The following is a 13,129-nucleotide window of genomic DNA, read 5'->3' as shown; positions in this document are numbered from 1 at the left end:
CGGCGCGAGCCTTGCCTTCCCGGTGGATTGGGGGGAAGTCTGAGACGGGCGTGATATCTGGCTGGAGCCGCCGCCTTGAGGGTGGAAATGAACATCCCCCTTTGAGGCGACAGGCGATGAGCGGGCAGAAGACTCTGGCGATCCTGATCATGGCGGTCGGCGCCGGCTGGCTGATGACGGTGCAGAATGTCCTTCCCGGTGTCGACTGGGTCTGGACGCTCGGCCTGCTGGCGGTCGGAATTCTCGCCTTCCTCGTCAGCCGGGGGATCGACAGGTTCAGCGTGGTCGCGGGCCCGTTGTTTGTCCTCGCGAGCCTGCTCTCGACGCTTCGGCAGACTGGCCGGCTCTCGCTGGACACCGAGGTGCCTCTGTTGGTGATCGCGAGCGGCTTCCTACTATTCATCAGTTCCTGGGTCAGAACTCCGGGCTGGATGGTGCTCGAACCCGAAGCATCTGTGGCTCCGCCGGCCACCCGGCTGAACTCATGACCGAGGGTCCAGCGCGGTCCGCCGTTCATGCCGACCCGCCGCGATCCCGAGAGAGCGTGGGCTATCGGAAATGAATCTCGAAGTCGGCCAGCGGAAGGTCACCGCGATACGCGCCCGACTGGTCGGCCTGGTACAGGACGTCCGATGCGACATCGAGCGCCGACAGGGCCCCGCCGCCGTACGCGTTCGTATCGAGGCAGACGTATCCCATGAAGACGAGCGGCAGGCCGCTTTTCTGCGACGTATGGCCGCAGATCACACGTTTCCCGGAACCGTGGGGAGGTTCACGCCCGGAGATCCTGTTCCAGCGCAGACCCTGGCTGGTCTGTTCTTCCATCGGAGTGTCGAAATAGGGAGTGCCATGGCAGAAGATATCCCATTCGATCTCGTAGTAGTCCTGCATCGAGCGGAAGTAATCGAGATGCTCCACCGGGATGTCATCGACGAGCCCGCCGTAGGAATCGAGCATCTCGACGCCGCCGTTCTGGAGCCACGTCCGCTGCCAGCGGCCGCCGTGGATGGCGTCGAGGAACATCTCCTCGTGATTGCCAAGGATGGAAACGACGCGGCAGGTCTTCTGCAGCTCGAAGATGATCTCGATGCATCGTTTCGTATTGGGGCCGCGATCGACGACATCCCCCAGGACGACGAACGTGTCCGCCGGCCTCGGAACGAGTTCCTTCAGCAGCGTCTCCAGCGCAACGTCGCAGCCGTGAATGTCGCCAATGGCCAGGGTTCGGCCCGGATCAGTCGGTGCAGGCAAACTCATCAGCGGGATTTCGACTTCAGATCAATGTTGAACTGGTTTCCCTCGGGCTTCACTTCGACGACGATCTCGCCGTCGGAGAGGACCTTGGCGTCCTTGATGGTGGGCTGCGGCTGCACATCCCCCATCGTCTTGATCGTAACCCGGTTGACTCCCAGGACGGGGCCGCGGGACGCGGGAATCGAATACGCGCCGCGGCGGGCGATCGCCCCGGCGACCGGCGCCCCGGGAATGTCCGAGGTGAAGGTGACGGTGCCCCACGACAGCGGCTCGCCGTCGATGGTCACCTTGCCCTTCACTTCCGCCCGTTTGACGTCACTCAGGAGGCCGCTTGTCTGCAACCAGCCGATGAGGCGTTCCTTCCAGGTCGTGAGGACCGGGTCGCCAATCGCCAGACCGACGCCATGGGCGCCATACTGATAAATGTGAAGTTCGGCCGGGACCTTTTTCTCGACGAGCGCCGAGTAGTAGGCAAGTGCGTTCTGCGGGGGAACGCCGGGATCTTCCTGGGTGTGGAAGATGAAGGTCGGCGGGGTTTTCTCCGTCACCTGGGTGTCATTCGAGAGGGACTTGAGCAGTTCGGGATCGGGATTCTCGCCGAGCAGGTTCCTCGCCGACCCCTTGTGAGAAAACGGGGCCTGAAAACTGATGACCGGGTAACAGAGAATCGAGAAGTCGGGCCGGCTCGACTGCCGCTCGATCTGGTCCGCAGAGTCCGGCTTGCCGGCATCGAAATGGGTCGACACCGTCGACGCCAGGTGACCGCCCGCAGAGAAGCCCATCACACCAATTCGATTCGGCGCGATGTTCCACTCGCCGGCGTGCGCCCGGACATGCCGGATGGCCCGGGAAACGTCGTTGAGCGGAATCGGGTGTCGATAGGGAGAAAGGCGGTACTTCAGCACGAACGCGGTGATCCCATGGGACCTGAGGAATTCCCCGACCTGCTGTCCCTCGTGATCGATGGCGAGCCCGCTGTATCCACCGCCGGGGCAAACGACGATCGCCGTTCCATTCCGCTTCGCGGCCTCGGGGGCGTAGATGCGGATTGAGGGCTTATCCTTCTCTTCCGAGCCCATCGCGCCGGGCGCGCCATCGGGATAGAGCAGGATCGGTTCGGGAGAGACCGGATCGGCCGCAACCAATGCAGTCGATCCGAAAGCCGTGATGACGCAAACCGCGAGCGACCGGAGGAGCCTCGGCATCGAAGGTGTGACCTCAAACAGGAAGACGAACGCAGGCACTGCTGGACCGAGGAGTCTACCCGGCGAGACGACGGGAATCACGCGGGTGGCTGCCGGGACCAGGACTGGTCACTTCTTCAAGATGGGCCGATTCATCGTTGGGTTGCGCCATTGCCGCAAAATGACTTGCGGTGACGAAAGTCGACCGACGGTGAAAAAGTGACGCGCCCCGCCCCAATCCCCACCCGCCAACGCACTCCCGACTCCCGACTCCCGACTCCCGAGTACCGAGTACCGACTCCCGAGTACCGAGTACCGAGTACCGAGTACCGAGTACCGGCCCCCCCCCCGCGCAACCGCCCCCGTCATGGTGGAGGATCCCATGAACACAACCACCATCAACCCGTCGTCACACACCCCGGCCCGGCCGGCTCCCTGTCCGCACCACCCACGCTCTCACGATCCTTCCACTGAACTTCCGCAGGAAAAGAGGGCGAGGAGTACAGGACCACCCACACAACGCGCCCTCCTTGCCCCCTCAGCGTCGAACACCTCCGCACTGTTCCCAATCCCTGTCCGTGCCTGAGAGTTGCGCGCAAGGCTGGTCGCTTTTTTCAGGATGGGCCAGTTCGTCGTTGCCGCAACATGATCTGCGGTGACGACCGACGACCTGTTGTGAAAAAGTGACTCGCCCTGCTGCCGGGACCGGCCCTGCGAGTCTGTGATAACCTCTCGTCCAGTTCTCTTCCGCAGAGCGAGACCATCAATGTCCCGAGCCGATGACGTCGCCCTCGTCCGTGAATTCACGTCCAACGAGGCCCTCGTGCGACACATGTTCGCGGTGGAAGCGGCCATGCGGGCCTATGCCGCAAAGTTTGGTGAGGACGTCGAGAAGTGGGGGCAGGTCGGGCTGCTTCACGATTTCGACTACGAACGCTGGCCGACGCCTCCCGACCATCCGCTCAAGGGAGCCGAGATCCTGCAGGCAAAGGGCTATGCGGACGATGTGATCTACGCGATCAAATCTCACGCGGATTATCTCACGGATTGCCCCCGCGTCTCGCAGATGGACAAGGCGCTCTACGCCTGCGATGAACTGAGCGGCTTCATCGTGGCGTGCGCGCGGGTGAGGCCGGAACGTCTGGCCGGCATGGCGGCTTCGAGCGTCCGCAAGAAGATGAAACAGGCGACATTCGCGGCCGCCGTCAGCCGCGAGGACATTCAGCGAGGGGCGGACGACCTGGGTGTCGAGCTGAACGAGCACATCACCTTCGTCATCGCGGCCTTGGAAGCCATCGCTCCGGATCTGGGTCTCTGAGCACAGACTGATTCCGAGATGGGGCGGGTTCGCGCACGGGCGTCTGGCCGACCAATGCCTGGCCATCTAGCCTGGCGACTCACGCTCCTGCGGGATCGGTCACCAGCGGAATCCGCCGGTCGTGCGTTCCCGGGCGCGTGGAAGCGGTGACCCGACTCGACAGCGGGCCGCGGATGTGACAAACGGCATGCGCCCTGGATTCCTTCTGCCTGGTGACGTGGATCATGGTCAATCTCCGAACCTTCGCCCTGCTCGGCATCTGCGGCCTGTCGCTGCAGGGCTGCACCGTGTTTCAAACGATGCGCGAAGGGACGCGGCAGCTCGTGAAGGATTTCACGCCGGAAAGCCTCGACGAGGAACACCCGGCTGATGACCCGGGGGATCCGTGGATCGCGGCAGCCGCAGGTGAGGGACGGCAGGACCAGAAGGCGGAGAAATCCAACGATCCGCTTCATCTTCGACAGTACTTCCTCTCGAACAAAGCCCGCTCGATCGAGAACAACGTCGGCATCGCCGAAGACGAGTGACGCCCTCACCGGGACTTTATCTTCTTGAGGCGTGGCCGCTTGAACGGCGGCTGATCGCCCGGCTGCACTCTCAGGAACCACGAGGTTCAATCGGCGAACATTCCAGGTGCGACGCATTCGCTCGCCGAATGACGTAGGACGGGCCTGGAGAGGAGCTCTAAGTCGCTTTCAACGCATCACTTCGGTACGTCGGCCAAAAACGGCCCGCTTTGGCAAGCAGCCTGCATTACCCCAGTTTCGTAGAGGCGAACAACTCAGCTCCGAGGTGCTCCCGCGGACGCAGATGCCTCGGACCAAACGAAACTGGAGGATGTCATGAAACGCTTTCTGATTCTCGCGGCAATGGTGTGCGGTCTTGGAACGGTCGCAGCGAACGATGCCGATGCCGGCTGGCGCTATCGCGGCGGCTACTACGGCGGATATGGCTATCACACGCCGTATCGTGGCGGCGGTTACTACAACTATGGCTACCGCGCGCCGTATCGCAGCTACTACCGCGGCGGCTGGAACCGCGGCTGGGGTCGCAGCGGCTTTTACGGTGGCTTCGGCCGGCGTGGAGGCGGCGTTTATATCGGCTGGTAACGGCTGATTTCAGCGCAGAACAGGCGGCGTGACCCACGCCGCCTTTTTTCGTTGGTCCGGCGATCATTGCCGGTGATCGTGGCGACGTCCGCGCGGTCGTCTCCCGCACATCCCCTACCTCCGGCGTTTCCATCGTTTGAAGAAGCACGACAGGCCCGCCGGACGCTTTTCAGCCACGATCCCGTGATCCGCATGGGCGATGAATGAAGTGAAGCGGTAGCGGATGGCCGACTTCGATCAGTTCATGGAGCGAACGATGAAAGCCGGACACTCTCTGTTTGTGCTGACCGCCAGCATGGCCTTCTCGGCGAGCAGCGTCTCGGCCGGCTGGTTCTCCGGCGAGGCGCACTACATCGGGCGACGGCACGACGCCCATTTCAACAACCGCTTCCTCCAGCGCCCCTGCCCTCCCTACCACGGCTGGAACCGCCCGCTGTACGGCTGGAGCTCGAACTACCGGCCGTACTACTTCACGCCGCAGTCGTATGCGAACACGCCGTGGGGCTACGGGCCGCACTACAACGAAACGGTCTACCACACGGCCGCACCGACTCCCGGGCTGAACTCTTATGGGGTTCCGGTCCAGGGGACGCCCTCGAGCGGGGTCAATCCGATCGCAACACCTCCGATGCCGGTGACACCGGGTCCGACCCTGGCGCCGCCAGCCACGACTCCGCCCCCGATTCCGGCGGATACTCCCGAGCCGACGCCGGTTCCGCCGCCACCGCAGCCCGGGCTGGAATGAGCCGAGGGAGGTAGGAGGGAGTTCAGCGACGGGGTCCGACGCCGCAGGCGGCCTGAGCGCGGGCGAGAACGTCGCGTACTTTGCTTCGGGCCCTGGCCGCGCCGTCGCTGAGGATGGCGTGGACATCGTCCGGGCGTGAGGCGAGATCGGCGCGTCGCTCGCGTGCGGGAGCGAACCAGGCATCGGCCTTCTCATACAGCGACTGCTTGGCTTCGCCGTATCCCATCCCTCCCTCCCGGTAGCGGGCGGCGAGGGCGTCCTGCTCGGCCTGGGTACTGAAGAGCTTATAGAGCGTGAAAACGGGACAGGTGTCGGGGTTCTTCGGCGCTTCGACGGGGGTAGAGTCGGTCTTGATCGACATGATCTTCTTTCGAAGTTTCTTCGGCTCCTCGAAGATCTCGACCGTGTTGCCGTAGCTCTTGGACATCTTCTCACCGTCGAGGCCGGGGACCTTGGCCGTCGTGTCGAGCACGCGGTATTCGGGCAGGACGAACACGTCCTGCCTGTAGATGTTGTTGAATCGCTGCGCGAGGTCGCGGGTGACTTCCACGTGCTGCACCTGGTCGACGCCGACCGGCACGATCTGGCTGTCGTAGCCGATGATGTCGGCCGCCATCAGCACCGGATAAGTAAACAGCCCCGCATCAGCGGCGAGACCTTTCTCCTTTTTGTCCTTGTAGGCGTGGCACTTCTCGAGGAGGTGCATCTGTGTCACGGTCATGAGCAGCCACGTCAGTTCCGGGATCTCCGGGACTTCCGACTGGATGAACAGCGTCGCCTTCGCCGGGTCGAGGCCGAGCGCCAGGAGATCGAGGGCCGCGGCAAAGGAATTCTCCCGCAGCACTGCGGCGTCGCGGATGGTCGTCAGCGCGTGGAGGTCGGCGATGAAATAGAACGCCTGCTCATTGTCCTGGAGCGCGATGTACTGGCGGATCGCGCCGAAGTAGTTGCCCCAGTGCGGTCGCCCGGTGGGCTGAATGCCAGACAGAATCTTCATGGATGATTGTTCTTGAGCAAGCAGGGCCCGGCGACGAGTTGAGGGAACGCCGGGAAAGATCAGTGAAGCAACAGTTCCGGGGACTGCGCCGAGCGCGAGCCGGGCGTCGCCAGATTGTCGGCCCCGCGAAACGTGAACACCACCGAATGCTTCGATTCGGTCGTGTGATTGCGGCTGGCGGCGTGGAAGGTGAGGCAGTGGAAGAACAGCACGTCGCCGGGCTCGAGGACCGCGAACCGCTGCGACTGGATCAGCGGCTGGTTCTGCGGAAGGTCGTCGCGAAGGAAAATGGCCTGGTCAAACTGTTCAGGCGAGTAGGCGATCCGGTGCGATCCGGGAATCACCTTCAGGCAGCCGTTCTCCGGCTTTTCGTGGCCCAGGGCGAGCCAGGCGTTCACGAGGTCCGGGCGGTGGAAGGACCAGTAGCGGATGTCCTGGTGCCAGCCGGTGTCGCTGGAATACTGCGGCTCCTTGGTCATGACGCAGTTATGGTGGGCCAGCGGACAGACGACCTCCGGACCGAGCAGCTGCCGCAGGCGGCCGAGCAGTCCGGGCGAGGTGAGCCATTCGGTGAAGACGTAGTCGCGGGAATGGGCCTGCTTGAGGCGACGGATCGTGGCTCCGCCGCGAGACTCACGGTCCTGGGGGGCGCCTGGATAATGAACGTCGGCTTCGAGCTCGAGGGGCTCGACGCGGCGGTGCAGTCCATCAAGCGTGACGTCCCGCATCCGCCTGAGCAGGTCTTCACTGGCAAGTTTGCGAACGATGATGAAGCCGTCTCGCTCGAACGCCGCGAGTTCATCCGGGGAGAAAGTCAGTTCGGCCAAAGTCTGCGGCGAAGTCATGGGGGAGTCAGCAGAAATCATGGAGTGATCTGACCATAATACCTGTTCCTGAAACAAAGTTTAGCCGCCCACCCCGGAGCGGCGCGGAACGACAGACATCCCTCATGTCCCGAAAGCCACAAACCCCCTGGTCGAACGACGCCTGGATTGAGCGGACACGCGTTCTCCTCGACTCGTTCGAGCGATTCGTCGGACGGGACCTCATTCCCCGCGGATCGAGTCTCGCCGAGACGGCCCGGCTGCTTTACGAGGCTCCGTTCGTGGTTGTGGCTCATGGCGTCGAAGATGATCCGATCCTGAACTACGCCAACGAGACGGCGCTCACGCTGTGGGACACCGACCTGGAAACGCTGCTGTCGATGCCGTCGCGCAAGACGGCCGAGCCGATGCACCGTGATGAACGGGCGAAGATGCTCCAGACGACTCGGGAGCAGGGATACATCGACGACTATCGGGGCGTGCGGATCTCGGCGGCGGGGAAGCGGTTCCGGATCGAACGGGCGATCGTGTGGAACCTCGTCGACGGAGCCGGGCTGCACGCCGGTCAGGCGGCGACGTTTTCGGAGTGGACGCCGCTGTAGGGAGTGCGCGGGCGACCTACGTGGACAGCGGCACGTCGTGAATTCAACGCGGAGTCACTCAACGCAAAGCACCCCGGCTGCTTTGGAGCGGCCGGGGCGCTGGTTGAGCGTGTTCTTAGACGAACTGGGTAATTCCAGGCCGGGCGAGCGGGGGGACGACGACAGGCGTGTCCCAGCCGGTGACGTCCGGCATCAGGTTCTCTTTCGAGTTGAGCGCCTGGTCCCAGGTGATCTGCTGCCCTGTGTAGCCGGCCATCCGTCCCATGATGGCCATCATGGTGCTCTTCATCATGCGGTCGCCGTCGTTCAGCGCCTTGCCGTCGCGGATCGACAGGAACAGTTCCTCGTGCTCGAGGTCGTACATGTCGTACTTCTTCGTCGGCTTGAACCGCCAGGCGTTTTCGCCGGTGATGGACGAGCCGCGCCCCGTGATCTCGGCGATGCCCTTCGTGCCGAGGATGCGGAGGGCCGTCTCGCCGAAGCAGCCATTCATCTGGCGCTGAGCCATGAATCCGCGGGCGCCGTTGTCCCAGAGATAGTTGACCTCGATGTGGTCGAAGATGTTGCCGCCGTTCGCGGGAATCTGCCGGCCGCCGACGGCCGTGCAGCTCACGGGCATCTGGTCTTTCATGGCCCAGGCGATCCAGTCGACGGTATGGACGGCCTGCTCGACGAGCCCGTCGCCGGAGAGGAAGGTGAAGTTGTACCAGTTGCGAACCATCCACTCGAGGTCCGTCATGCCGGCGGGACGGGTGTCGGCCGGGGGCATGGGCTTCACGGGATTGGTGAGATAGCAGCCATAGACGGCGAGCACGTCACCGATCTGACCTTCGTGAACCCGCTTGAACAGCTCCATTTTCTCGGGGTGATACCGCCAGCAGAATCCGGCGACGACCGACAGCTTCTTCTCCTTCGCCATCCGCATGGATTCCATGGCATGCCGCACGCCGACGGCGTCCGTCGCCATCGGCTTTTCGCAGAAGATGTGCTTTCCGGCCTCGACGGCGGCACGGAGGTGATACGGCCGGAACCCCGGCGGGGACGCCAGCAGGATCACGTCGACTTCGTCGATGACCTTCTTGTAAGCATCGAGGCCGAGAAACTTCTTCTCGTCGGCGACGTCGACCTGGGCGGCGACCTCTTTATTGTTCTTGAGGCCCCGCAGGCAGATCTCCATGTTCTCGGGGACGATGTCGGCGAGGGCGACGATCCTCGTGTACTTGTCGGCCGTGAGTGCATTCTGGGCGGCTCCGCTGCCGCGCCCGCCGCAGCCGACGAGGCCGACCTTCAGGATCTTCTGGCTGTCCTGCGCATAGAGGCCGGGGGCAGCGGCAAAGTTGGCGGTGAGAGACCCGGCGGAAACGGCCCCCGACGTCTTCAGGAAATCGCGGCGTGACGGGGAAGCGGGGGATTCTTTGCTCGACATGCAACATTCTCGGGAAGACGAGGCCAACAGGCAGGAACTGGGATTGGAACGTCCCGGGCAATGTGGCGCGGTGACTGGGTGTGGCGGCAGGGTTCCAATCGACCTCTATGTCATAAGGCTGTCCCGGTCCCAGCGTCAACCACGTCGGTGCGCGGCGCGGGGCCGACTGTCGCGTTTTCGCTGGCGATGCCGCGTCCTCGCCAAAGTTGCTGCGATCCGGCGGTTCGGGTAGTTTCGCGGCGTCGGATCCTTCTGTCCTTCTCCTGCGGGCATGCGCGACGACGCGCGTTCGCCCGGTCGCCCATTTTCTTTCCGCGAAAGACCGCCGCTCATGGGACGTCCCGTCACGCTCTTCACCGGCCAGTGGGCCGACCTGCCCCTCGAAACGCTCTGCAAAAAGGCGCGTGAATTCGGCTACGACGGGCTGGAGCTCGCGTGCTGGGGCGATCACTTCGAAGTCGACAAGGCGCTCTCCGACGACACGTACTGCGCCCGCAAGCGGGACCTGCTCGAGAAGTACGACCTCAAACTGTTCGCGATCTCCAACCACCTCGTCGGTCAGGCGGTGTGCGACATCATCGATGCGCGCCACAAGGTCATCCTGCCGGAATACGTGTGGGGCGATGGCAAGCCTGAGAAGGTCAACGAGCGGGCAGCCGCCGAGATGAAGAACACGGCGAAGGCCGCCAAGAAGCTGGGCGTGGGCGTGGTGAACGGGTTCACCGGATCGAGCATCTGGCATCTGATCTACGACTTCCCGCCGACGCCAAAGAAGATGTACGACGCGGGCTACCAGCAGTTTGCCGATCGCTGGAACCCAATCCTGGACGTGTTCCAGGAATGCGGCGTGAAGTTCGCTCTGGAAGTGCATCCGACCGAAATCGCCTTCGACATCTACTCGGCCGAACGGGCACTGGAAGCGATCGATCACCGGGAAGAGTTCGGGTTCAACTTCGACCCGAGCCACCTGATCTGGCAGGGGGTCGACCCGGTCGAGTTCATCCGGGCGTTTCCGAAGCGGATCTACCACGTCCACATGAAGGACGCATCGGTGACGCTGAACGGCCGGACCGGCATCCTTTCCAGCCATCTGTCGTTCGGCGACGCGCGTCGCGGGTGGGATTTCCGGAGCGTGGGTCGCGGCGGCGTGCGGTTCGAAGAAATCATCCGGGCACTGAACGCCGCGGGTTACCCGGGGGACTCACCTCTGTCGGTGGAATGGGAAGACTCGGGCATGGATCGCGAGGCAGGCGCCGCTGAGGCAGCCCAGTTCTGCAAGAACATCGATTTCCGGCCGTCGGGCCGGGCGTTTGATGCGGCGTTCGGAGACTGAATCGCCGCGCGAGTCCTGGAACAGAATTGATCCTCTTCACCAGCGTGTCTGGTGAAGAGGATCTCTTGTTTGACGGAAGCCCTGACGCGTCTGGGGAGTGAACGGGGAAACCCGTTCCGAGCCCGCAAAGTGGAGCATTTTGCTCCGCTTTTCACGATTTCGGGGGCCTGCTGATAAAAATCACATGAACTTTGTGTTCGTTCTCAATGGCAAGTCTCGGCGTGCCTGAGTATTCATGAAGTCAGATCTGCCCTTTCAAGCGTGTTCATCCGCTGAATCTCTTCTGCATGTCGTTTTTTCTTTCCGCTGACGTTTGTTCATTTCAAAGGAACCGCAGTGATGTCCAAGAAACGCAGAATGGCTTTTACGCTCATTGAGCTACTGGTGGTGATCGCAATCATCGCCATTCTCATTGCGCTGCTGCTGCCCGCAGTCCAGCAGGCGCGCGAGGCCGCCCGCCGCACCCAGTGCAAAAACAACCTGAAGCAGTTCGGGCTGGCGATGCACAACTACCACGACGCCGTCGGCTGCTTCCCGTACGGGTGGCAGCTCGAAGTCGCTGGCGCAAGCCATCGCCGGGACTGCTGGTTCCAACGGATCCTTCCTTACATCGAACAGGCTCCGCTGTACAACGCCTACGAGACGGACAAGACCGAATACATCCACCAGATCACGGGCGTCGCGGCGGTTGCGTACATCGCTCGTACGCCGATTGCGATGCTCAGCTGTCCTTCGGATGGAACGCTGCCCGGCTTCGGCGCGGGCGGTTCCACGACGTCGTTCCAGGGGAATTACGTGGTGTGCGCCGGCCCTGGCGCGGGGACGACGATTGCCAACAACATCATCACGATCACCAACCCCGATGTCGGCCAGGCAGCAGATGCGGGCGGCCTGTTCTGCCGAAACACGAAGATGACGATCGCTTCCGCGAAGGACGGCACGTCCAACACCATGCTGGGAAGCGAAGGCATCATCCGCGGTAATACCGGTACGGCGACCTGGGGTGAATTGGGCGGCTACTGGGGCGGCGCCCCGCACGGCGCCTACGGCTTCTCTGTCGGTGAACCGCCGAACTCCTCGGTTCCAGACCGCGTCTACTCCTGCAAAGCGACGACTTATAACGGTGCTCCGAAGAATGCTCCTTGTGAGAACGGCAACGCTGGCGCACTGCCTGGCCGGTACGCCTTTGCCCGCAGCTTCCACACGGGCGGCGTGACGGTCGCGATGGCGGACGGCGCGGTGCGGTTCGTTTCGGACAACATCGACAAGCAGACTTGGATCAAGCTCGGCATGCGACAGGACGGCATCCCGATCGGGGAATTCTGAGTCGAGTTTGACGGAACCCGTTTCACGGCAAGCCGGCCTCTCCTGACGCCGGCTTGCCGCACTTATCCCCCAAGTTTGATCCGCAATTCGTTCTGGATCCCTGTCCCATTGAGGATTGAAATGCGTCTGCAACTCCTGTCGTGCTGCCTCCTGTTCGGCCTGGGCTGCACGCCTGCGGCAACCGGCCCGGAGGAATACCCGGTGACGGGAACCGTCACCCTGGACGGCGCTCCGATTGCCGAAGGACGAATTCTCTTCCGGAAGATCGGCGACGGCGACCGCGGCTTCGGCGCCGAGATCAAGGACGGGAAGTACTCGCTGAACAGTGAAGCGGGCAAAGTGAAGATCGAGATCACCGCGGCGCGACCGGTGCCGGGGAAGTTCCACAGCCCGAACGGAACTCCCGAACCGGTGATGGAGATGATCGTCCCCGCGCAATACAACTCGAAAACAACGCTGGAAGCGGAAGTGAAGCCATCCAGCGACAACACGATCCCATTCGAGTTGAAGTCGAAGTAACGGGATGCAGCACACTCGCAACGCTCAGGAACGGGCGTCGATTCCCGACAGAAACTCAGCGGCGTCGATCCTGGAGATCGACGCCGCTTTTTCATTTCGGAAGGATCGAGCGAGCGGTGCGCGCAATGGTCGCCCAAGACGATGGTTCACCGTCGCCACGCCGTTCTGGAAGATTGATCACCGCAATCCGCCCGGGGAGCGTGCCACTCGTGAGCGAATGCGAAGGAGGACGGCTCAGGGCCGGTCACTTTTTCAAGATGGGCCAATTCGTCGTCGCACTGCGTCGTGGCCGCAAAATGACCCGCGGTGACGAGAGACGACCGACTTTGAAAGAGTGACTCGCCCCGCCCCAATCCGCACCTGCCCAAGCACTTCCGACTTCCGGGCCCTCCCGCGCAACCGCCCCCGTGATGGTGGAGGACCTATGAACACAACCACCGTCAACCAGTCGTCACACACCCCGGCCCGGCCGGATCCCTGTCCGCACCGCCC

Annotated in this window: 15 protein-coding genes; 9 read left to right on the top strand and 6 right to left on the bottom strand. The window is 63.0% G+C overall.

Annotation, left to right across the window (positions count from 1 at the left end; translation table 11 throughout):
- Positions 1-116: 116 nt before the first annotated feature.
- Positions 117-488: a hypothetical protein gene (locus Pan44_RS12435; RefSeq protein WP_145030365.1), complete on the top strand. Its 372-nt coding sequence runs from the start codon at positions 117-119 to the stop codon at positions 486-488.
- A 61-nt stretch (positions 489-549) separates the two neighbouring features.
- Here the strand turns inward: Pan44_RS12435 and Pan44_RS12430 are convergent, their stop codons facing one another.
- Both Pan44_RS12430 and Pan44_RS12425 read right to left on the bottom strand, forming a co-directional pair.
- The gene (locus Pan44_RS12430) at positions 550-1,257 is read right to left on the bottom strand and encodes a metallophosphoesterase family protein (protein WP_145030364.1); all 708 of its coding nucleotides are present in this window, start codon (positions 1,255-1,257) and stop codon (positions 550-552) included.
- A complete protein-coding gene (locus tag Pan44_RS12425; protein ID WP_145030363.1) occupies positions 1,257-2,459 on the bottom strand; it encodes an alpha/beta hydrolase in 1,203 nt (400 codons plus the stop codon). Before Pan44_RS12425 ends, Pan44_RS12430 begins: the two co-directional genes overlap by 1 nt.
- Positions 2,460-3,204: 745 nt before the next feature.
- Here Pan44_RS12425 and Pan44_RS12415 point away from each other — a divergent pair.
- Positions 3,205-3,756, top strand: coding sequence for an HDIG domain-containing metalloprotein (locus tag Pan44_RS12415; RefSeq protein WP_145030361.1), 552 nt, complete (start codon positions 3,205-3,207; stop codon positions 3,754-3,756).
- Positions 3,757-3,835: 79 nt separating this feature from the next.
- Here the strand turns inward: Pan44_RS12415 and Pan44_RS27380 are convergent, their stop codons facing one another.
- Complete coding sequence (locus Pan44_RS27380; protein WP_197454044.1) at positions 3,836-3,982, bottom strand: hypothetical protein; 147 nt, start codon at positions 3,980-3,982, stop codon at positions 3,836-3,838.
- On the opposite strand from Pan44_RS27380, the gene Pan44_RS12410 reads away from it, so the two are divergent.
- From Pan44_RS12410 to Pan44_RS12400, 3 genes are all read left to right on the top strand, one after another.
- Positions 3,981-4,283, top strand: coding sequence for a hypothetical protein (locus tag Pan44_RS12410; RefSeq protein ID WP_145030360.1), 303 nt, complete (start codon positions 3,981-3,983; stop codon positions 4,281-4,283). The genes Pan44_RS27380 and Pan44_RS12410 overlap by 2 nt on opposite strands.
- Positions 4,284-4,598: 315 nt before the next feature.
- Positions 4,599-4,865 (top strand): hypothetical protein, encoded by a 267-nt coding sequence (locus tag Pan44_RS12405; protein WP_145030359.1) that lies wholly within the window; start codon positions 4,599-4,601, stop codon positions 4,863-4,865.
- A 223-nt stretch (positions 4,866-5,088) separates the two neighbouring features.
- The gene (locus tag Pan44_RS12400; protein WP_145030358.1) at positions 5,089-5,610 is read left to right on the top strand and encodes a hypothetical protein; all 522 of its coding nucleotides are present in this window, start codon (positions 5,089-5,091) and stop codon (positions 5,608-5,610) included.
- Positions 5,611-5,632: 22 nt separating this feature from the next.
- Here Pan44_RS12400 and trpS read toward each other — a convergent pair whose 3' ends face one another.
- Positions 5,633-6,607 (bottom strand): tryptophan--tRNA ligase, encoded by a 975-nt coding sequence (gene trpS / locus Pan44_RS12395; protein ID WP_145030357.1) that lies wholly within the window; start codon positions 6,605-6,607, stop codon positions 5,633-5,635.
- A gap of 59 nt (positions 6,608-6,666) precedes the next feature.
- Positions 6,667-7,452, bottom strand: a complete 786-nt coding sequence (locus tag Pan44_RS12390) for a phytanoyl-CoA dioxygenase family protein (protein WP_231754308.1) — start codon at positions 7,450-7,452, stop codon at positions 6,667-6,669.
- Positions 7,453-7,556: 104 nt separating this feature from the next.
- Here Pan44_RS12390 and Pan44_RS12385 point away from each other — a divergent pair, with 104 nt between their 5' ends.
- Complete coding sequence (locus Pan44_RS12385; RefSeq protein WP_145030355.1) at positions 7,557-8,033, top strand: MEKHLA domain-containing protein; 477 nt, start codon at positions 7,557-7,559, stop codon at positions 8,031-8,033.
- Positions 8,034-8,148: 115 nt separating this feature from the next.
- Here the strand turns inward: Pan44_RS12385 and Pan44_RS12380 are convergent, their stop codons facing one another.
- Positions 8,149-9,459, bottom strand: a complete 1,311-nt coding sequence (locus Pan44_RS12380) for a Gfo/Idh/MocA family oxidoreductase (protein WP_145030354.1) — start codon at positions 9,457-9,459, stop codon at positions 8,149-8,151.
- A 331-nt stretch (positions 9,460-9,790) separates the two neighbouring features.
- On the opposite strand from Pan44_RS12380, the gene Pan44_RS12375 reads away from it, so the two are divergent.
- From Pan44_RS12375 to Pan44_RS12365, 3 genes are all read left to right on the top strand, one after another.
- Entirely contained in the window at positions 9,791-10,792 is a 1,002-nt protein-coding gene (locus Pan44_RS12375) for a sugar phosphate isomerase/epimerase family protein (protein ID WP_145030353.1), read from the top strand.
- A gap of 339 nt (positions 10,793-11,131) precedes the next feature.
- Positions 11,132-12,118 (top strand): DUF1559 domain-containing protein, encoded by a 987-nt coding sequence (locus tag Pan44_RS12370; RefSeq protein WP_145030352.1) that lies wholly within the window; start codon positions 11,132-11,134, stop codon positions 12,116-12,118.
- Between the two features lie 120 nt (positions 12,119-12,238).
- Positions 12,239-12,637 carry a hypothetical protein gene (locus Pan44_RS12365; protein ID WP_145030351.1) on the top strand — a complete coding sequence of 133 codons (399 nt, stop codon included), beginning with the start codon at positions 12,239-12,241 and terminating at the stop codon, positions 12,635-12,637.
- The last annotated feature ends 492 nt before the right edge of the window (positions 12,638-13,129 follow it).

The sequence above is a fragment of the Caulifigura coniformis genome (genome assembly GCF_007745175.1).
Taxonomy (GTDB): domain Bacteria; phylum Planctomycetota; class Planctomycetia; order Planctomycetales; family Planctomycetaceae; genus Caulifigura; species Caulifigura coniformis.
The sequence above is the reverse complement of the archived record's forward strand: the minus strand, read 5'-3'. Positions and strand labels throughout refer to the sequence as shown.

Excerpts from the sequence above, each read along its gene's own strand:
- Pan44_RS12435 (WP_145030365.1), top strand. The coding sequence starts at position 117 with ATGAGCGGGCAGAAGACTCTGGCGATCCTGATCATGGCGGTCGGCGCC.
- Pan44_RS12430 (WP_145030364.1), bottom strand. The coding sequence starts at position 1,257 with ATGAGTTTGCCTGCACCGACTGATCCGGGCCGAACCCTGGCCATTGGC.
- Pan44_RS12425 (WP_145030363.1), bottom strand. The coding sequence starts at position 2,459 with ATGCCGAGGCTCCTCCGGTCGCTCGCGGTTTGCGTCATCACGGCTTTC.
- Pan44_RS12415 (WP_145030361.1), top strand. The coding sequence starts at position 3,205 with ATGTCCCGAGCCGATGACGTCGCCCTCGTCCGTGAATTCACGTCCAAC.
- Pan44_RS12410 (WP_145030360.1), top strand. The coding sequence starts at position 3,981 with ATGGTCAATCTCCGAACCTTCGCCCTGCTCGGCATCTGCGGCCTGTCG.
- Pan44_RS27380 (WP_197454044.1), bottom strand. The coding sequence starts at position 3,982 with ATGATCCACGTCACCAGGCAGAAGGAATCCAGGGCGCATGCCGTTTGT.
- Pan44_RS12405 (WP_145030359.1), top strand. The coding sequence starts at position 4,599 with ATGAAACGCTTTCTGATTCTCGCGGCAATGGTGTGCGGTCTTGGAACG.
- Pan44_RS12400 (WP_145030358.1), top strand. The coding sequence starts at position 5,089 with ATGGCCGACTTCGATCAGTTCATGGAGCGAACGATGAAAGCCGGACAC.
- trpS (WP_145030357.1), bottom strand. The coding sequence starts at position 6,607 with ATGAAGATTCTGTCTGGCATTCAGCCCACCGGGCGACCGCACTGGGGC.
- Pan44_RS12390 (WP_231754308.1), bottom strand. The coding sequence starts at position 7,452 with ATGACTTCGCCGCAGACTTTGGCCGAACTGACTTTCTCCCCGGATGAA.
- Pan44_RS12385 (WP_145030355.1), top strand. The coding sequence starts at position 7,557 with ATGTCCCGAAAGCCACAAACCCCCTGGTCGAACGACGCCTGGATTGAG.
- Pan44_RS12380 (WP_145030354.1), bottom strand. The coding sequence starts at position 9,459 with ATGTCGAGCAAAGAATCCCCCGCTTCCCCGTCACGCCGCGATTTCCTG.
- Pan44_RS12375 (WP_145030353.1), top strand. The coding sequence starts at position 9,791 with ATGGGACGTCCCGTCACGCTCTTCACCGGCCAGTGGGCCGACCTGCCC.
- Pan44_RS12370 (WP_145030352.1), top strand. The coding sequence starts at position 11,132 with ATGTCCAAGAAACGCAGAATGGCTTTTACGCTCATTGAGCTACTGGTG.
- Pan44_RS12365 (WP_145030351.1), top strand. The coding sequence starts at position 12,239 with ATGCGTCTGCAACTCCTGTCGTGCTGCCTCCTGTTCGGCCTGGGCTGC.